Consider the following 18,094-nt stretch of genomic DNA (forward strand, 5'->3'; position numbering starts at 1 on the left):
AGGCGCGGAATTAAAGGAGTTAGTTTTTGACGGCTTTGCCCAGATCCCACATAGGCATAAAGATACCAAGAGCCAAAAGAAGAACCATGCCCGCCATAAAAAATAGCATGATCGGCTCTACGTAGCTTGAGATATTATCGATGATATCATCGAATTTCTCTTTATAATAATCCGTGACGTTACCGAGCATCTTATCGAGGTTACCGGCCTGCTCGCCCGCGCTGATCATCTGAATAAGCATACTCTCATAAAGCCCTGTATTGTTAAACGCCTCGGTTAGGCTCACGCCTTGCTGCACGGCAATTTTAACAGTAGAGAGTTTCTCTTTTAAAGTATGATTATCCACCATTAAAACAGATGTATCTAGTGCATCTGCGATAGGAATACCCGCTCGCACAAGCTCTGTAAAAATAAGCATAAATCGCGACATCGTCGAGAAAAATATGATCTTACCGAATAGATAGACCTTTAAAATCGTCTTGTCAAAGCCCTTTTTAAACTCGGGATTATTGCGATATGCCCATCTAAGAGCTATAATAGTGCCTATAATGCCCGCTAAAACAAAAATTCCATAATTATTAAGAGTGCTTTCGATACCAAGTAGAATTCTAGTAGGTAGTGGCAAATCTGCGCCCAAATCCTCAAAAATCTCGCGGAATTTCGGCACGACATACATCATCAAAACCGAAAACGCAATCGCCATAACGATCATAAGGATCATCGGATAACGCATCGCCTTTTTAAATTTACGCTGGTTTTCCCAAAGCTCTTGAAGCATAGCGGCAAGCTTGGCTAGGGATTCTGCCATATTACCGGTTGCTTCGCCCAGACTTACCATCGCAACGACGACATCGCCAAGCTGACCTCTAAATTTCTCCGTAGATTCGGTCAAACTAAGACCTGCATTAAGATCATCGTTCATAGCGCTAAAAATCTCTTTTAGCGTCTTATCTTCTGCCGCCCTTGCGACCTCTTTGATCGAGTCGTGGATTGAAATTCCGGCATTTGTCATAACGGAAAGCTGCCTGATCGACGCTACTAACGGCAGCGTTCTAACTCTTCCGCTACCACCTAGCATGCGCGAAACCTGCGCCTTAAAATCGCCGCCCGTATTGGCTACAACCTGGGTTTCACCTCTTTTTACGATCGTCCCGCCTACGCGCTGCTTCATGAGGTTGTTTGCTTGCACCTTATCGCTAGCTTGCAAAAACATCTTCCTTCTTGCGCCCTTGGCGTTGTATTCAACTTCTAATTGCTTTTTCATTGTTTAGCCACCCTATAAATTTCTTCTATACTAGTTACTCCGCGCGCAGCACGTATAACACCATCTTCAAACATATCTATAAAACCCTCCTCCTTCGCTAAGGCTCTCATATCGTCCTTTGAGCCACCGTTAGCGATCAAGCTCTGCATTTTATCGGTAATAGGTAAAATTTCACTAATCATCTCACGCCCCATATAGCCCGTTTGACCGCATTGATCACAACCTACAGCCTTAAAAAATGTGTATTTTTCAGGCAAAAATTCCTTCAGCTGATCAAGCATTGATTTAGGCAGATTCGTAGGCTGCTTGCAGTGCGGGCAAAGCTTTCGCACGAGACGCTGTGCCTCTACTGCAATGAGCGCACCACTTATGAGGTAGGCCTCTATACCCATATCCACTATTCGCGGGATCGCACTAACGGCGTCGTTGGTGTGTAGGGTCGAGAAAACCAAGTGTCCCGTAAGAGCAGCCTGGATCGCGATCCTAAGGGTCTCTTGATCACGGATCTCACCGATCATTATGATGTCGGGGTCTTGTCTTAAGATCGAGCGCAATGCTGAAGCGAAGGTAAGACCCGCTTTTTCGTTAACTTGGACTTGTTGGATTAAATTTACTTGATACTCGACCGGATCTTCTACGGTAATGACCTTAGTATCGATATTTTTAATATCGTTTAGCGCCGCATATAGCGTCGTAGACTTACCGCTTCCCGTAGGTCCGGTAACCAAGATAATACCATATGGAGCCTTCATAGCGTTATTAAATTTCTTAAAGCTATCAGGGTGCATGCCGAGCTTTTCCAGGCTTATGATAACTTTGGATTTATCTAGAATACGCATAACTGTAGATTCGCCGTTGATAATAGGCAGTGTCGAGATACGAAAGTCGTATTCGCGACCTGAAATTTTCATACTAAACCTACCGTCCTGCGGCTTGCGGCGCTCGGCAATATCCATATTCGAAAGTAGCTTCAATCGGCTTACTAGCGGTGGATAGATATCTTTATCAAAGATAAAAATTTCAGCGAGCATTCCGTCGATTCTGGTACGCACGACGCAGTTATTCTCGGTAGGCTCGATGTGAATATCACTACCGCGCATCTTAATAGACTGGCTGATTATCATCTCAATGAGCTTCAAAATCGCCGAGGTATCATCGCTGCTTCCGCTACCGCCAGTGTTGGCGAGCTCTTTGCGGATCTCTGCTACGAGCCCCTTAATACTCTCTGAAAGCTCAAGCTTAGATAGATATTTATTTACTTGATTTGGATCGGCTACTACGATTTTAAGCAGCTGTTTACTAAACATAGCCTGCGCTTTATCTTGCGACTCAAGATTAAACGGATCAGAAAAAGCAACGTAAATATTCAGATCATCCGCTTTAACCGGTATCACGCCGTATCTTTTAAGCTGTGCGGTAGGAGTGCGTTCTGATAGCCTAAAGTCTATGTCAATATCGTCTAAATTCATATACGACAGATTCATCTTTTTAGCTAGAATTTGCAAAAATTCCTTCGGATCCATCGAAAATTTTTCGCTTATATCGTCAAATTCTATCTGACGACGCTTGTATAACTCAACTAAAATCGAGCAAAAATCATCCTGGCTTAGATAGTTATCTCCGACTAAAACCTCGCCTAGCGTCAAGCCGATATCCATCTTGTCCTTTATTTCCGGAACAACGGTGCTAGTAAGGATATTGTTTCTTATTAAAATCGCAACAATCTGCTCTTCAATCTTCGTCATCGCAATCACCAATAAATTTTAATCGAGCTAAGCTTATCGCCAGCATAAATTGCAATTACCATCTTTTTTACCCCTTCCTCTTCTTTGATAAAAAGCTCGGCACGCTCGCCGTTTTCTAGGGTAAAGACATACGTATCACTCTTTTTTACGTATGCTCTCTCCGTAAATTTATCAAAAATTTCAGATAAAATATAATTAATTTTAGGCGTTCTTATATAGCTTATGTCTACGCCGTCGCAAAGCGCCAAATAAAGCATCTTTTTTTGAAAAATTATGGTCGAATAAAGAGAAGCATTCTCGCGAGCCTCTTTCGTCTTATAAAGCATCACCGTAGGCACGACAAGCTCATTTACTTTGTCCATCTTCAGGCACGCTTTAGCATACATATTTGCAAGCGCCTCGCTTTGTTCTTCAATGAATAAATTTCGCACGCTTTCTTGGCAGATACGGTTATACTGACCGATCTGATCCCAGTTGCGCACATCATCGGCGCTAACTGCAAATAACAACGCGATCGCAAAAGCTAAAATATATAAAATTTTCATAGTTTATCGCTTCTTATCTTTGAAATGAGGTTAGAAATTTCGCTATTTTTCGCCTTTGCATTAAAGGTTTCAAGAGCGTAAAGCGCGTCTTCTTTACGACCCTTTTTATAATTGGCTTTAGCAAAAATTATCCAGCTGGCGACGTTGTCCTTATCAAGCTCATTTGACGTAAGAGCCCATTTGATCGCATTGTCGTAGTCTTTCTTATTATACGCTTCTTCGGCTAGCGATAGCGAATACTCAATCTTATTCGTCGCGTAAAATTTGCTCTCCAAGCTCTGCTTGTCTTCGCTTAAATTTGAAGTTTTTATCTCAATTCTAGAACTTAGTGGAGCGCTTGCAGTATTTGTAGAACCTCCAGAGAAATTTGATTTAGGCGGCAATGGAGCACGCCCAAAATCTATAACCTCGTTTTTAGGCGGCTGATTTGCGAAAGCTGCGTTATTGGTATTAGGTACGTTAAACGTAGGAACATTTTGATTGCCAAAATTCTGATTGCCAAAATTTTGACCGCCGAAATTTTGCGCCTGAGCCTGCCCGCCATAGTTTCCGCCATTTTCGTAATTATTGGTTATCTTAAACCCACCGGAATCCTCGCTGGATAGCACACCCACATCGTTTAAATTTAAGCTTGGGCGTTCCTTTTCGTGCTTAGAAGTACGGGCAACTTTCGGCGCGCTAATGTTGTAATCCTCTTTGGAGATATTATTTTGCACTGCAAGATCTGCCGCCTGCTGCTCGGCATCATTAGCAGAATTTGAAGCACCGCCCTTGTCCTCAATATTTTGATTGATACTTGCCATACTGACGCTATCACTATCTTTAAGCAGCCAAAATATCGCTCCGATCGCAACCGAGATCAATATCAAAAGCCCCAAAATCGTCTTGTCGAATCTCAATACGAAATTCGGCTTAGATTTCAGGAAAGAAAACTGCTTTCTATTTTTGTTATACTCTTCCCATTTTTTTTCAAGTTCGTTTACTTCGTAAAATTCAAGCATTTATTATCCCCGAGCCTATCGCTGCCATCTCTATAATTTTATTATTAATCTGCGAAAAACTAATTTCCGTAGGTTTATTTACTTCGTAATACTCAAAAAGCTCATACATCTTATACATAAGCTTGTTGATGTTCCTCATGTTGCCGTCCGTTAAATTTAAAATCAAATCGAAATTATCGTCGCTAAACATAAAATAGTATTGTTGAAAGCCATGAAGCACAAGCTTCTTTTCAATATACAGCTTGACTTCGCCTAAATTTGAATTAGGAAGCTCGATGCTCTCCCAAATTCTGGTTTTAAAATAATCCTTTGCGAGGCGATCTTCCTCGTCCGTCTTATGAACCGTAAATAAAAATTTAAATAGTCTCGTATCTGCCATAAGGCGAATTTTTTCTATCAAATTCCCAGGATACAGCTGAGCCTCATCAAGCAAAATAACGACCTGCTCTACCGCTCCGACATTGGTAGAGATGCCAAACCTTTCTCTATAAATCCGCATAAAATTTTCATAATTATCAATCGGCTCGCTAGGAGTAGAATGAAAAATCTGCGAATAAAGCTCTAAGAAAAATTCTTTCTCATCAAAAAACGGTTGCGGTACAAATACGACTCTTACCTTTTTTTCAAGATCGACCTTGATCTTATTAAGCAAAAATGTTTTGCCGCAACCCGGTTTGCCGTAGAAAAGTATAAGTTTTAACGGCTTTTGCAAAGCATTTAAAATTTTATGATAAGCAAGGGTAGATTTATCGAGATTAACGAAGTCCGAGACTTCGTTATCCTCGATAAAAATCTCCTTGATCGCCGTATAATTATTACTCATTTTCGTAGATGGATTTTGAGTAACCTAGCTCTTTAAGCGAAGTAGCAAGCGGCGCGCCAGTATTGTCGATGATATGTGGAGTTACTACGAAGATTAGCTCCGACGTGCTCAAAACATCGGCAGTGCTTTTGAAAAGATTTCCGATTAGCGGAATTTCAGCTAGCACAGGCACCCTAGTGTTATTCTTGGACTTAGTTGCGCCGATTAAACCGCCTAAAATTACAGTATCGCCATCATCTACCCAAACTACACTAGAGAGTTTCTTTTGCAAAGTATCAGGTGCGATATCTCTTCTGCCATTCTCTCTCCTTACATTATCTTCCGCATATTTAAGAGAACTTAAAGATGGATTAATTCGCAACATAATCCTATTATCATCTGAAATTTCAGGCAAGATATTCAAAAGAATACCTACAAAGATCGAATACTGATCATCCGACTGAGTATCTCCACCTTGATAATCACCTGTAGTAGTGGATTTCAATACGTAGTTAATGGTATCACCTACGGAGATAATAGCTGGCTGATTATTCATCGTAGTTACTTTAGGACTAGATATGATTTTGGTTTTGCCCTTAGTCTCTAGGAAATTAATTAAACCGTCGATATTAAAATTTAGATTAGCCCCTATCGTCCAAGTTCCGTGAGTATCGCTAGCCTTTCCTCTATTTCCGTTATCTATGTGATAGCCTGAAAGTTTCTTTGGATCCCCGCCCACATAGGTATTAAATCCTAGTTGAAATTTACTCCAATCAATACCAGTAGTGTATTCGTTATTTAGCTCGACAGATATGATATTTACGTCTAGCAAGACTTGGCGACTAAGGCGTTTTTGCATACCGCTTAGATATCTATCGACGCGAGCTATCTGAGACTTCATAGCAGTAACGGTTACCAAACCGGCATTTTGATTTATAATAGGAGCGACTGCGACATATTTTTCGGTACCGTTATTTAGAACAGAGGTGATTTCCTCGCTAATCTTCTCCCAAAAATCGAATTTCTCTTTGGTAGTGATCTTATTATCTTCTTTATTTTCTTTATCGTCACTATCATCCACTTTTGTAGGTGCGGAATCGACAGAAGATTTAGTAACAGCAGTACCTTCTCTAATAGAAGTGATGTAATCCACTTTAAAAGTCCTAGTCTCTAGCGCTGAAATTTTTAATATGCCATGAGAATACTCATAGCTTAAATTATTCTCTTTTATGAGTAGATCTAAAACTTCGCGTAAAGAAAGGTCTTTGATGCTTACGCCTTGCAGTGGCTTACTCATCTCCTCTTGAGCGATAGCATCTTTTGCTACCACTGAGAAGCGGCACATATCAGATAGCTGAGTTAGCATCTCGTTTAGCGTAACGGTATCGTTAATCTTAATATTTAGCGCCTTCCTATCGCAGTTACCTGCAGTTGCGGGAGCGGCATATAGACTAGTAGCCGTAACAGACAAAGCAAGCATAGCGGCTATGCTAAGCTTTTTACTTATATGTAATAATGACATTTTGACTTCCTTGTTTTAGTGTTAGTTCGACTTTATTTTCATCGTCGTTGGTAATAATAACGCTATTACCCGTTATTTGCACGATCTTATATGAGCCTACATACTCGCCCAAACCATACCACTTATCGTTTAGCTTAACCTTATCGCCCATAATACCTACTAGCTGATAACCTAGGTCCACCTGCTGATTAGCTTCTCTAGGTGCATTAGCTTCTTTAGGATAAAACGGATCTTGCAAAGAAGCTATCTGCTCATCGCTAAGACCCACTCTAGGCTTACTAAGATCATCGAATATCGCATCGTACTTAGCTTTATAGGCTCCATTACTAGGCGCCACCGTCTGATTATTATCTACAGCAAATAGAGCAGTAGAAAGTAGCAAAGAGCATAAAATTAACTTTTTCATTAGTAATTTACTCCCCAGATAGATATACCGATGCTTCCACCGATTTTGCCATTTTTAGTGGCATTGATATCCATCTTATTTACATCTACGATCATCTCCGATTGTTCTATAAGATTGATATACCTAAGGACGTTCGAAAATGCTCCTTCAAATTTCACATCTATATCCAGCAAGGCTTCAGGCTGAAAAATTTGTTTGATGCTAGGCTCTCTTCTATCGCTGTGAATAGCGTAAATTTTAATATTGTTATTCTCTGCGATCGTTGAGAGGCTATCCATAAATTTAGCCCAGTTCTTTTCATTATAGGTAAGCTTTGAAATTTCTTTTAGCTTGCCGTCTAGATACCCACGCTCTTCAATAATATTGTTAAGGTTGGTCCTAGCACCATTGAGGATATTGCGTTTATTATTAACAAAAGCATCAGGATCACCGCCAAAAAACTCGTTATATTCTCTTTGTGCGCCTTCAAGCTTAGTCGTGGCAGTACTTAGATTAGTTTCGCTCTTCTCTAAATACGGATCGGCTTGCTGACTTAAAATAAAGTAAGCTACCACACCTACAAACAATAAAGCTATGTAAAAATAGTTATTTGCACTATTCCCCTTGGAGGCAAACCATTGATCAAGTTGATCTAATGAACTTTTCTTTTTCATTATCTAACCTCCACACTGATATTGCTATCGTAAAAGACAGTTTTATTACCCTCTTGTAGCGCGATTGTTTTAGTATCCACGCCATACACCTCTTTTTTACTGATATCCTCTAAAAGCTCAGTCATCTGCTTATCGTTTTTGGTGCGCACCTGAACAGTTAGAGTCCTATTCTCATCACCGATCCTAACCATATTGCCCTTATTTTTAACGACCATATTGGTTAGCTCGAAAATAGAAACACCCTTCATAGCGTAATTGTTTTTCTTATCTAAGATGGCATTAATTAGATCGCGCCTGTCGTTAAGCTCCTTGCCGCTCTTAGCAGCCTGGGCATTTACCTCTTTAGTCTCTTTATCCAAACGCGCACTTTCAGTTCTAGCAGGACCCATCTTTTCCTCTAAACCTTTATATTCGCTAGTTTTATCATCAGCTACCATATTATTATAATAGCCGTAGCCGAAGTTATACGCAGGATACACAGCCCCAAGTAAGCAACCTAACAACATATAGCCTATCAGCTTGCCGGTTGATCTTTGGGTCAAAGGCGGAGGTCTCATAAACGGCGAGTAGTTGTGATCGTCGTCTTTGGTAACCAAATAATCTTGACCTACCAAAAACATCAAAATATCTAGCTGAGTGAGCGGATAATCTTTTGCGTTGATTGCAACGTTAAAATTAAAATCCTTGTATCTTAGCTTTAGATTATTTTCAACAAAAACCTCGATCGCAGGAATTTTACCGATATCCGTTCCGATATAGACATTTTGAATATTGACGTTGTAAATTTTACTAATACCGTTTAACACGTCATTGATGTAGTAAAACATATCGTCAAAAATTTGGATCATATAATCGCGTTCGGTCGGATTTTCTAAATTTACTCCCTGCTTGGAAAGCAATCTATAAAAACTCTCTTCATCGACTCTACTGCCGACTAGCTCAACATATTTTTCATGCAAGAATTTTAGGTTATATCTTACTTGACGAGATTGAAAATATTCGCCGTTTTGATACACTACCAAAAACGCATCGTCGCGCTGCAAGTAGATGAAGCAGTCGATTCCGTCGCGAGTTAGGACGCCTCTATTATACAAGCCCTCGTATAAAAACGGAGCCATAGCCACATAGTCGATGTAGTTCGTCCTAGCGGCGATCGCATCGAATTCTGAAGTGAGTTTGGCATTATCTACGACGAAAACATTAAAAATTCTATCGTCGCCGCCAGCGCCTATTACCTCACTATAGGTGATTTTGTAATCCAAAGCGGTGTCAAGCCCCAGCTCCTCATACACCTTAACGACGATCGCATCTAAAAGATCCGCGTCCTCTACCGATCTGCTTATCTCGACCGTCGCAGTCATTATATCCTTATACGGAATATATGAGACGTAAGTTTCCTTCGCACGATTCGCTTTTGAGAAGTCGTGCTCGAAAACTTCATTCTCACTTAGACCGAATATGGTTTGCGTGACTTTGTTAATCGCAACAATCGAACTAGCATTTTTACTATTCTTTGCCATAACACTCCACTTCCAAATGAAATTTTCTACGCTGCTAATACTAATAGAAATAAAATAAAATGTCAATAGATAAAATCGGTTTTTACCCTAAATTCGTCATTTTTCCAGCTTTTTTTTACAAAAACCGTTAATTTTAAGTAAATTTTGACCTTAGAAAAATTTGAAATTAACTTTTTGGCTCGAATTCCGATCCGTTTGATCGCCTCGCCGTTTTTGCCGATTAACATCTCTTTGTGTGAATTGCTGTCCGTTATGATCCGCGCATATACCGAGATCAGACCGGGTTTTTCCACCACTTTTTCCATCACGACGTCGCTGCAATACGGGATCTCGTCGCTCATACTCTCAAAGATCGCCTCAAGTATGAAGTCGCGGTAAATTTCGCGCTCGTTGGTCGCGCTTAAAATTTCAGGATCGTAAAAGTACTCATGCTCGGGCAAAATTTTACAAATTTCATCCAAAACCTGCTTTTTATAGACCCTTTTTTTGATGCTAACGGGGATTATCGCTTCGAATTTATCGGTAAATTTTTGATATTGCAGCAGCTTTTGCACGATCTTTTCGTCGTTTGCTTCGTCTATTTTGGTTAGAATCACGATGTGTTTGGTGCTGGGGTTTAAATTTAAAAATTTCTCGTATTCTGAGGTATCGTCGTGCACGGGCGCCAAAAACAGCACCAGATCGCAGCCCTCAATCGCCCCGAGCGCCACTTCGACCATCAGCTTATTCATCAGCTTGGTGCTTTCGTGCAGCCCCGGCGTGTCCGTGAAAATCACCTGATCTGCGCCGTTCATCGCGATGCCGTTAATCTTACGGCGCGTGGCGTTGATCTTGTGTGAGACGAGCGAAATTTTCTCGCCGCAGAGGTAGTTTAACAGCGAGCTCTTGCCCGCATTGGTCCGCCCGATGAGCGTTACAAATCCGCTTTTCATATTTTCCTTAAATTTATAAATTTTATCCTGTTCGCGACCGCAGCGTTAAGCTCTTGCGGGTAAATTCTAAAATCTAGTTTTGCGCAGGCTGGCTCTTGCACAAGCGGTTGAAATTTGAAATTCTGCCATCACATAAGCGGATAAAATTTAAAATTTCAAGCTGCACGGTAGCGCTAAATTTTACCCGCCTCGGCGCAGAATTCTATCCACTTTAAATCTCGCGAGCTGTAAATTCTGCAGCTTTGTAAATATTATCTACGAAATTTTAAATTTCATCCCACGACGACATTATATATAGTCCGCGCCGCGCAGAATTAAATCATCCTTGAAATTTTACAATCTTAAAATTTCAAAGCATCGTCAAATTTAAAAGGACGAAATTCTGCGCATTTTAAAATTCCGCTACATTTTGCGCCCGAAATTCCAGCGCTTTGCAAATTCTAAGAGCGCATAATTTTCGCTATCCGCAAAATTCCGCGACTCTGCAGAATTCTAAGAGTAGCTACCGTGCCGCCTTATAAAATGTATTTCGCCAGATCCTCGTCGCTTGCGATGTCTGCGAGCTTTTCGCTTACGAGCTTTTCATCCACGACGATCTTTTGCCCTTTAAACTTATCCGCCTCAAAGCTGATATCCTCAAGCACCTTTTCCATTATAGTATGCAGCCTTCTAGCGCCGATGTCTTCTACTTTTTCGTTCGTGCTCGCCGCAAATTTCGCGATCGCTTTAACCCCGTCCTCGCTAAATTCCAGCTCCACGCCCTCGGTCTTTAAAAGCGCCGAGTACTGTTTAAGAAGCGAATTTTTGGGCTTAGTTAAAATTTCGCACAGCGCCGCCTCGTCCAAGCTGTCAAGCTCGACGCGAAGCGGGAAGCGCCCCTGAAGCTCGGGTATGAGATCGCTCGGCTTGCTGATATGAAAGGCGCCCGCGGCGATAAAAAGGATGTGATCGGTGTCGATATTGCCGAATTTCGTGCTTACGCTGCTGCCCTCCACGATCGGGAGCAGATCGCGCTGCACCCCCTCTTTGCTCGGATCCTGCCTGCCGCTATTACCGCTTGAGACAGCCACCTTATCGATCTCGTCGATAAAGATAATACCCTCATTTTGCGCGCGCCTAACGGCTTCGGCTTTGATACTCTCCATATCTAAGACCTTCTCGCTAGCCTCGCTTTTGAGGGCAACTTTGGCGTCTTTGACCTTCATCTCTTTTTTGCTTTTGCGCGTCGAAATTCCGATTACTTTGATGAAGCTTTCCTGCATATTCGCCATCTCGGGCGGCAAATTCGGATTTGACTCAAGCGCGTTTTCGCTTACTTCGATCTCGATACTAAGATCATCCAGATCGCCGCGCTCGAGCTTGGCCGCCATCTTTTCGTAGCTTTTTTCGTAATCTGCGATCTTCTCCTCGCTCGCGCCGCGCGGAAGCGGCGGAAGGACTTTTTCTAAAATTTTACGCTTGATGTAATCATCGATCTTGTCTTTGTTTTTTTCAAATTCCTCGCCGCGCACTAAATTTACCGACGCGGCAGCCAGATCGCGCACCATGCTCTCCACGTCGCGCCCCACGAAGCCTACTTCAGTATATTTGCTCGCCTCGACCTTAATAAAAGGAAGCCCGAACATCTTCGAAAGCCTGCGCGCGATCTCGGTCTTACCTACGCCGGTAGATCCGATCATTAGGATGTTTTTGGGCATCACCTCGTTTTTCATCTCATCTTCAAGCGCCATTCTACGGTAGCGATTTCGCAAAGCCACCGCTATCGTGCGTTTGGCGCTATTTTGTCCGATTATATATTCGTCTAGTTTTTCTACGATCTGCTTTGGCGTCATCATCTCTTTTCGTCCCAAATTACGTATGTTTTGATGTTTTCGTTCGTGTAAATGCAAATCTCACCCGCGATTTTAAGGCTTTGCTTTACGAGCTCTTCCTCGTCTAGGCTTGCAAATTTATCCAAAGCTCGCGCCGCGCTAAGAGCGTAATTCCCGCCGCTTCCGATCGCTGCGATCTTGCCGTCATCCGGCTCTACCACGTCGCCCGTGCCGCTAAGCAGAAAGATATTTTTGCGATCCAGCACCAGCATCATCGCTTCGAGCTTTCGCAGATATTTATCCTTGCGCCACTGCTTGCTAAATTCTATCACCGCCCTTAAAAGATCGCCCTTTGCGCCATCTAAGCACTTCTCAAACATATCAAAAAGATTAAACGCATCGGCGGTGCTACCCGCAAAGCCCGCCAAGACGCCCCCATCTTTGCCGATCTTTCGAATTTTAGTCGCATTGCCCTTTAAGACGGTGTTTCCGAACGTAACCTGTCCGTCGCCGCCGATGACAGAGGCCTTCGCGCCTTTGTAGGCTAAAATGGTAGTTGCTTCAAACACTAGCCACCTCTATCTCAAATTTAGCGCTTATACCGTGCTTTAGTTTGGCATTTACGTCGTAGATCCCGGTCGTTTTGATAGCTTCGGTCTCTAAAATTTTCTTATCGATTTCGATCCCTTTTTGCTCTTTTAGCGCGGTTGCAATCTCATCTTTGGTAACCGAGCCGAAAAGCGCGCCGCTCTCGCCCGTCTGTTTTACGATCTTTACGCGGATCTTAGCTAGCTCCTCGGCTAGTTTTTGCAGGCTCGCGACCTCGTATTTTTCAAGCTCGGCTTGCTTTTTCTTATCCGCTTCAAATTTACGCAAAACTTCAGTCGTAGCAGCTTTAGCGTAGCCTTTGCCGATTAGGAAGTTATTGCCATAGCCGTCCTTGACCTCTTTTATCTCGCCCGCCTTTCCGAGCCCCTTAACGTCTTTGATCAATAATACTTTCATCCACTATCCTTTTAAATTTAACTCTAAATTTATAAAATTTTATAAGCGGCGCGGACGGATCTGAAATTTAGTGAAATTTCATGAAACCTGCCCGCAGCCGCTCGCGCTTTTTCGATAAATTTTAAAATTTCGTTTTGTGAAATTTGCCCGTCCGCCGTGCGGCAAAATTTCAGCTAAAGCTTGCGTCCGTTCTTGCCTGCGATGATAAATCTTAGCGCGCTTAGCTTGATAAATCCGTCGCCGTCCTTTTGATTGAAAACCTTGTCCTCTTCGAACGTCACAAAATCTGTATTAAACAAGCTATCGCTCTTGCTCTGTCTGCCTAGCACGGTCACGTTGCCCTTATAAAGCTCAAGCTTAACCTTACCGTTTACGTGCTCTTGGGATTTATTTATCAGCTCTTGAAGCAGCAAGCGCTCCGGGCTGAACCAAAAGCCGTTGTAGATGAGCTCGGCGTAGCGCGGCATCAGATCGTCTTTTAGATGTGCCGCGCCGCGATCTAGCGTGATGCTCTCGATCGCGCGGTGAGCCTTTAGCATGATCGTGCCGCCCGGAGTTTCGTAGCAGCCGCGACTCTTCATGCCGACGTAGCGATTTTCTACAAGATCGAGCCTGCCGATGCCGTTTTTAGCGCCGAGCTCGTTAAGCGCAGCTAGCATCTCATGCGGCTTAAGCGCCTTGCCGTTTAGCTTCACGGGATCGCCGTGCTTGTATTCGATCTCGATGATCTCGCTCTTATCTGGCGCATTTTTAGGGCTCACGGTCCATCGCCACATATCCTCCTCAGGCGCATGAGCTGGATCTTCCAGCACCAAACCCTCGTAGGAGATATGAAGGATATTAGCATCCATCGAATACGGCGACTTGCCGGGCTTTGAAGCGATGTCGATGCCGTTTTTCTTAGCGTAGGCAAGCAATTTCTCGCGAGAGTTCAGATCCCATAGCCTCCACGGCGCAATCACCTTGATATCGGGATTTAGCGCATATGCGCCAAGTTCGAAACGAACCTGGTCGTTGCCCTTACCGGTCGCGCCGTGGCTTACGGCGTCCGCGCCGGTTTTTTTCGCGATTTCGACTAGTTTTTTAGCAATTAACGGGCGTGCGATCGATGTACCCAAAAGATACTCGCCCTCATAAACTGCGTTTGCGCGAAACATCGGAAATACGTAATCGCGCACAAATTCCTCGCGCAGATCCTCTACGAAGATATTTTCCTTTTTGATGCCCAGTTTCACAGCTTTGTTTTTGATCGGCTCCAAATCCTCATTCTGACCGATATCTGCGGTGAAAGTCACCACATCGCAGCCGTAAGTATCGCCGAGCCACTTTAAAATAATGCTAGTATCTAGTCCTCCGGAATACGCCAAAACGACCTTTTTTACATCTTTTGCCATCTCAAATCCTTTACGTAAAATTTGGCGAAATTCTACCAAAAATAGTTTAATAGTTGCTTTTAAGGCAAATATCGCTAAACTCACGCCTATGAGAATCGATAAATTTTTAAACGCAGTAAATATCACTAAGCGGCGCGCCATCAGCGAAGATATGTGCAAAAGCGGCGTCGTAGCCGTAAACGGCGCGGTAGCAAAGCCCGCCAAAGAGCTTAAAATCGGCGATGTAATCACAATAAGCTTTTTAGATAGAAAACAAAGCTTTAAAGTCCTAGCCTTTCCTAGCGCAAAAAATACGCCCAAAAGCGAGCAGGCAAAGTATGTCCAAGAGCTTTGAACTCATCTGCGGCGAGGATGAAATTTCGCGCCTCGTGCAAGCGCTGCCAAAAAGCGGCATAATATTGCTAATCGGCGATCTTGCCAGCGGCAAAACGACGCTTGCGCGCGCGATCGTGCGGGCGCACGGGCTAGACGAGCACGTGAGTTCACCTACGTTTTCGATCATGCAAAACTACGGCGAAATTTATCATTACGACATCTATAGCGGCGGCTGTGAGGGGATTTTAAAAAACGGGCTATTTGAAAATTTATTTGAAGAGGGGCTTCATCTGATCGAATGGGCGGATGAAAATTTGATAAATTTACTTAAAAAATATGAGCTTGATTTTTGCGTAGTGAGGATCACGCCGCACGCGCAAGGGCGAAAATACGAGGTAAGCTATGCATAAACTGGAAGTCAGGAGTCTAAAAAAAACCATAAAAGGCACGCCGATCATCAAAGGAATCTCGCTAGAACTTTACAATGGCGAGATCGTGGGGCTGTTGGGTCCCAACGGCGCGGGCAAAACCACGACGTTTTATATGATCTGCGGGCTGATAAGCGCTAGCGGTGGCGATATCTTGCTTAATGAGAGCAGCATCGCAAAGGTTCCGCTTCATAAGCGCGCCAAGCTCGGCATCGGCTACCTACCACAAGAAAGCAGCATCTTTAAGGAGCTCAGCGTTGAGGAAAATTTAATGCTCGCCGCGGAGATTACCTATAAAAATAAAGCCGAAGCCTCACGTAAGGTCGATGAGATGCTAAATCTGCTCAACATCGAGCCGATCAGATTGCGCAAAGGCGTGAGCCTAAGTGGCGGCGAGCGCAGGCGCTGCGAAATCGCGCGAAGCCTGATGATAACGCCAAAATTTCTGCTTTTGGACGAGCCGTTCGCGGGCGTCGATCCTATCGCCGTTAGCGACATCCAAAGTATCGTGCGAGACCTAAAAAAGCTCGGCATCGGCGTGCTCATCACCGATCACAACGTCCGCGAGACGCTTGCGATCTGCGACCGCGCCTACGTCATCAAAGACGGCGAGCTGTTCGCAGGCGGCACCGCAAAAGAGATAGCCAGCGATCCAAATGTCCGTAAATTCTACCTCGGCGAGGATTTTAGCATCTAAGCTGACCGGAGCGCTTTGGATTTTCACTTCCCGCTTCGGCGCGCGCGTTAATTTCTGCAATTTAAATTTTACGATTTAAAATTCAAGTGTACGGCTGCGATTAGTCGTGCACTTGAATTTCGCGTATTAAATTTTTGAAAAGTACCTAGGTTCGTTTTAAAATTTTTAAATTTCAAAGGGCGTTTTGTGCACTGCAAATTTTAAATAATTTTTGCGGCAGGTTCTCTTTTCGCGACCGCAATTTATACCCGTGGTACATAAAATTTAAATCGCATTTTAATCACACTTTATTTAAATTAAATCAAATTTTAAAGCGGAGGCGTCTTTAAACGTAACGCTTTCATCTGCGCATCAAAATCACGCCCACAATTTGCAAAAGAATATCTGCTCGTAGAATTAAAATTTTAAAGCAACTGCCTAAATAAATTACGTATGCGAAACTTGCGGTCCGCGCGATGTAGCTAAATTTTACAGCGTAATTCCGCGAGCGATGGCGTAAACCAAAGCGCACACAGACCTACTCGCTTCGGCTTCGACGCATCAAATTAAAAGCGACGCGCGAAGCAAGGCCTTCCGACCCGCTAGAATTTTGCCGATTAAGCCGCCTTGTTTAATTAAAATTACACTTTTATTTGCTCTGCGGGTTTAAATTTCGCTCATCTTAAAGCTTGCCGCGGAGTTTAAAATTTAACCCAGCGCCCGGCGTTTTCGGTTTAAATTTTAAAATTCTTAGAATTTTGGCGAGATCAAGGAGAGATTATGAAAAAAGTTCTACTTTCGTGCGCCTTGGCGGGCGCGCTTTTTGGCCTAGAGATCGACGGATTTAGCGCACCTAGTGGTTCGCTCATTACCGATGACGCTTTTTATATCGCAAATCGCGGCAAAAACGAAGATTCGCTAGGCAGAAGCGGCTTTATAAGCAGGATCGTGAAAAATTCCAACGTCGTTGAGACGAATTTTATAGACGATCTGGTAAATCCGGGAGGAATGGCGCAGATCGCGGGCGTGCTCTACGTGTGCGATCTGGATGCGATCAGAGGCTTTAGCAAAGGTCAGGAGGTTTTCAATCTAAAAATCGAAGGAGCGCAGGTCTTAAACGACGTCGTAGCGCTCGGCAGCGAAGTTTTGCTCGCAAGCGATCCCGCGCGTGGGAGGATCTGGCGCATCGACCTGCTCTCGCGCACCGCGGATGAGTTCGTACGCATCGATCCATCGCTAGGCAGCCCAAACGGACTTTTGGCTAAAGGCGATAAGCTTCTGATCACCACCTTCGATCTTAGCGGAAAGGTCCCGGGGCGCGTGCTAAGCATGGATCTAAAATCTCGCGAAATTTCGATCTTTGCCGATATGAAAGGGGTTTTCTACGGCATAGCGCGCGGAAAAAACGGCGAAATTTTAGTTAGCGACTGGGGCGAGGACCTTTTAAGCGGTAAAATTTGGCGTATCGATGCGAACGGACAGATACGCAAAATAAACCTCGGCGCGATGCAAAGACCTGCGGACATCTCAAGCGACGGCAAGGTTTTATTGATCCCAAAATCGCTGGAAAACAAAGTCGAGCTAATAAATTTGCCCTGAATAAGCCGTTTTCTTTTTACTCCGCCGCTTAAGCGGCGGTATCTGCTAGAGAATCGAAGCTAGTTTCTACAGTGCCGAAACCAATCGTCCTTTTTCGCGCACTCAAGAGCCAAGTACGCCCAAAAGTCGCGTGTGTCGTCTTGCAATATGCAAATGCCGAGCCTGCCGTAAAATTTGCAAATCCATCTGCCCTCATTTTAAATTCCATCGCCTTAAATTTCCTCGCCGCGGATATTTTCGCAGGCCGAGCGGCGCTAATTTCAGCGTGAGCTTGGACGCCGAGGCGTGCTTTTAACATACCGCGTCGTATCTGCGCGCGACCGAATTCTACGCGGCGGCATGATCTCGGCTACTGCGCGCTGTCGCTGTACGGGCGCGGAGCTTACGATTATATGCGGCGCGTACGCCTAGGCTGCTCCTGGGCCCTCGCGCGCAGAACCTGCCTCTTTATGCGCCTTCCCACACGGCGGGAGCGT

18 protein-coding genes are annotated in these 18,094 nt (G+C 43.8%); 4 read left to right on the top strand and 14 right to left on the bottom strand.

Going from position 1 to position 18,094, the window contains the following annotated elements; all coding sequences use genetic code 11:
- Positions 1-19: 19 nt before the first annotated feature.
- The 14 genes from Q0393_RS09495 to Q0393_RS09560 form a co-directional block, all read right to left on the bottom strand.
- Positions 20-1,264, bottom strand: a complete 1,245-nt coding sequence (locus Q0393_RS09495) for a type II secretion system F family protein (RefSeq protein WP_005870289.1) — start codon at positions 1,262-1,264, stop codon at positions 20-22.
- Entirely contained in the window at positions 1,261-3,009 is a 1,749-nt protein-coding gene (locus Q0393_RS09500) for a GspE/PulE family protein (RefSeq protein WP_040303655.1), read from the bottom strand. Before Q0393_RS09500 ends, Q0393_RS09495 begins: the two co-directional genes overlap by 4 nt.
- Positions 3,010-3,014: 5 nt before the next feature.
- Positions 3,015-3,554, bottom strand: coding sequence for a hypothetical protein (locus Q0393_RS09505; RefSeq protein ID WP_298979758.1), 540 nt, complete (start codon positions 3,552-3,554; stop codon positions 3,015-3,017).
- Positions 3,551-4,555 carry a hypothetical protein gene (locus Q0393_RS09510; protein WP_298979759.1) on the bottom strand — a complete coding sequence of 335 codons (1,005 nt, stop codon included), beginning with the start codon at positions 4,553-4,555 and terminating at the stop codon, positions 3,551-3,553. The genes Q0393_RS09505 and Q0393_RS09510 overlap by 4 nt, the downstream gene beginning before the upstream one ends.
- A complete protein-coding gene (locus tag Q0393_RS09515) occupies positions 4,548-5,378 on the bottom strand; it encodes an ATP-binding protein (protein WP_297946458.1) in 831 nt (276 codons plus the stop codon). Before Q0393_RS09515 ends, Q0393_RS09510 begins: the two co-directional genes overlap by 8 nt.
- A complete protein-coding gene (mshL, locus tag Q0393_RS09520; RefSeq protein WP_295152093.1) occupies positions 5,371-6,879 on the bottom strand; it encodes a pilus (MSHA type) biogenesis protein MshL in 1,509 nt (502 codons plus the stop codon). The genes Q0393_RS09515 and mshL overlap by 8 nt, the downstream gene beginning before the upstream one ends.
- The gene (locus Q0393_RS09525) at positions 6,857-7,285 is read right to left on the bottom strand and encodes a hypothetical protein (protein WP_298979760.1); all 429 of its coding nucleotides are present in this window, start codon (positions 7,283-7,285) and stop codon (positions 6,857-6,859) included. Before Q0393_RS09525 ends, mshL begins: the two co-directional genes overlap by 23 nt.
- The gene (locus tag Q0393_RS09530; protein WP_298979763.1) at positions 7,285-7,938 is read right to left on the bottom strand and encodes a hypothetical protein; all 654 of its coding nucleotides are present in this window, start codon (positions 7,936-7,938) and stop codon (positions 7,285-7,287) included. The genes Q0393_RS09525 and Q0393_RS09530 overlap by 1 nt, the downstream gene beginning before the upstream one ends.
- Complete coding sequence (locus Q0393_RS09535) at positions 7,938-9,458, bottom strand: hypothetical protein (RefSeq protein ID WP_298979765.1); 1,521 nt, start codon at positions 9,456-9,458, stop codon at positions 7,938-7,940. Before Q0393_RS09535 ends, Q0393_RS09530 begins: the two co-directional genes overlap by 1 nt.
- Positions 9,459-9,520: 62 nt before the next feature.
- Positions 9,521-10,390, bottom strand: a complete 870-nt coding sequence (gene era / locus Q0393_RS09540) for a GTPase Era (protein WP_298979767.1) — start codon at positions 10,388-10,390, stop codon at positions 9,521-9,523.
- Between the two features lie 515 nt (positions 10,391-10,905).
- Positions 10,906-12,225 (bottom strand): HslU--HslV peptidase ATPase subunit, encoded by a 1,320-nt coding sequence (gene hslU / locus Q0393_RS09545; RefSeq protein ID WP_298979769.1) that lies wholly within the window; start codon positions 12,223-12,225, stop codon positions 10,906-10,908.
- Positions 12,222-12,770 carry an ATP-dependent protease subunit HslV gene (gene hslV / locus Q0393_RS09550; RefSeq protein ID WP_297961944.1) on the bottom strand — a complete coding sequence of 183 codons (549 nt, stop codon included), beginning with the start codon at positions 12,768-12,770 and terminating at the stop codon, positions 12,222-12,224. Before hslV ends, hslU begins: the two co-directional genes overlap by 4 nt.
- Positions 12,763-13,206, bottom strand: coding sequence for a 50S ribosomal protein L9 (rplI, locus tag Q0393_RS09555; RefSeq protein WP_297960775.1), 444 nt, complete (start codon positions 13,204-13,206; stop codon positions 12,763-12,765). The genes hslV and rplI overlap by 8 nt, the downstream gene beginning before the upstream one ends.
- 173 nt (positions 13,207-13,379) lie before the next feature.
- Positions 13,380-14,600 (bottom strand): argininosuccinate synthase, encoded by a 1,221-nt coding sequence (locus Q0393_RS09560; protein ID WP_298979770.1) that lies wholly within the window; start codon positions 14,598-14,600, stop codon positions 13,380-13,382.
- Positions 14,601-14,688: 88 nt separating this feature from the next.
- Here Q0393_RS09560 and Q0393_RS09565 point away from each other — a divergent pair, with 88 nt between their 5' ends.
- The 4 genes from Q0393_RS09565 to Q0393_RS09580 all read left to right on the top strand — a co-directional run bounded on the left by Q0393_RS09565 (position 14,689) and on the right by Q0393_RS09580 (position 17,618).
- Positions 14,689-14,934 (top strand): RNA-binding S4 domain-containing protein, encoded by a 246-nt coding sequence (locus Q0393_RS09565; protein WP_297904011.1) that lies wholly within the window; start codon positions 14,689-14,691, stop codon positions 14,932-14,934.
- Complete coding sequence (gene tsaE, locus Q0393_RS09570) at positions 14,918-15,325, top strand: tRNA (adenosine(37)-N6)-threonylcarbamoyltransferase complex ATPase subunit type 1 TsaE (protein ID WP_298979772.1); 408 nt, start codon at positions 14,918-14,920, stop codon at positions 15,323-15,325. The genes Q0393_RS09565 and tsaE overlap by 17 nt, the downstream gene beginning before the upstream one ends.
- Positions 15,318-16,040: an LPS export ABC transporter ATP-binding protein gene (gene lptB, locus Q0393_RS09575; RefSeq protein ID WP_298979774.1), complete on the top strand. Its 723-nt coding sequence runs from the start codon at positions 15,318-15,320 to the stop codon at positions 16,038-16,040. Before tsaE ends, lptB begins: the two co-directional genes overlap by 8 nt.
- A gap of 759 nt (positions 16,041-16,799) precedes the next feature.
- Complete coding sequence (locus Q0393_RS09580) at positions 16,800-17,618, top strand: ATP-binding protein (RefSeq protein ID WP_298979775.1); 819 nt, start codon at positions 16,800-16,802, stop codon at positions 17,616-17,618.
- Positions 17,619-18,094: the final 476 nt, after the last annotated feature.

This window comes from uncultured Campylobacter sp., from assembly GCF_938015785.1.
Classification (GTDB): Bacteria; Campylobacterota; Campylobacteria; order Campylobacterales; family Campylobacteraceae; genus Campylobacter_B.

Coding starts and splice junctions, on each gene's coding strand:
- Q0393_RS09495 (WP_005870289.1), bottom strand. CDS start 1,264: ATGAAAAAGCAATTAGAAGTTGAATACAACGCCAAGGGCGCAAGAAGG.
- Q0393_RS09500 (WP_040303655.1), bottom strand. CDS start 3,009: ATGACGAAGATTGAAGAGCAGATTGTTGCGATTTTAATAAGAAACAAT.
- Q0393_RS09505 (WP_298979758.1), bottom strand. CDS start 3,554: ATGAAAATTTTATATATTTTAGCTTTTGCGATCGCGTTGTTATTTGCA.
- Q0393_RS09510 (WP_298979759.1), bottom strand. CDS start 4,555: ATGCTTGAATTTTACGAAGTAAACGAACTTGAAAAAAAATGGGAAGAG.
- Q0393_RS09515 (WP_297946458.1), bottom strand. CDS start 5,378: ATGAGTAATAATTATACGGCGATCAAGGAGATTTTTATCGAGGATAAC.
- mshL (WP_295152093.1), bottom strand. CDS start 6,879: ATGTCATTATTACATATAAGTAAAAAGCTTAGCATAGCCGCTATGCTT.
- Q0393_RS09525 (WP_298979760.1), bottom strand. CDS start 7,285: ATGAAAAAGTTAATTTTATGCTCTTTGCTACTTTCTACTGCTCTATTT.
- Q0393_RS09530 (WP_298979763.1), bottom strand. CDS start 7,938: ATGAAAAAGAAAAGTTCATTAGATCAACTTGATCAATGGTTTGCCTCC.
- Q0393_RS09535 (WP_298979765.1), bottom strand. CDS start 9,458: ATGGCAAAGAATAGTAAAAATGCTAGTTCGATTGTTGCGATTAACAAA.
- era (WP_298979767.1), bottom strand. CDS start 10,390: ATGAAAAGCGGATTTGTAACGCTCATCGGGCGGACCAATGCGGGCAAG.
- hslU (WP_298979769.1), bottom strand. CDS start 12,225: ATGATGACGCCAAAGCAGATCGTAGAAAAACTAGACGAATATATAATC.
- rplI (WP_297960775.1), bottom strand. CDS start 13,206: ATGAAAGTATTATTGATCAAAGACGTTAAGGGGCTCGGAAAGGCGGGC.
- Q0393_RS09560 (WP_298979770.1), bottom strand. CDS start 14,600: ATGGCAAAAGATGTAAAAAAGGTCGTTTTGGCGTATTCCGGAGGACTA.
- Q0393_RS09565 (WP_297904011.1), top strand. CDS start 14,689: ATGAGAATCGATAAATTTTTAAACGCAGTAAATATCACTAAGCGGCGC.
- tsaE (WP_298979772.1), top strand. CDS start 14,918: ATGTCCAAGAGCTTTGAACTCATCTGCGGCGAGGATGAAATTTCGCGC.
- lptB (WP_298979774.1), top strand. CDS start 15,318: ATGCATAAACTGGAAGTCAGGAGTCTAAAAAAAACCATAAAAGGCACG.
- Q0393_RS09580 (WP_298979775.1), top strand. CDS start 16,800: ATGAAAAAAGTTCTACTTTCGTGCGCCTTGGCGGGCGCGCTTTTTGGC.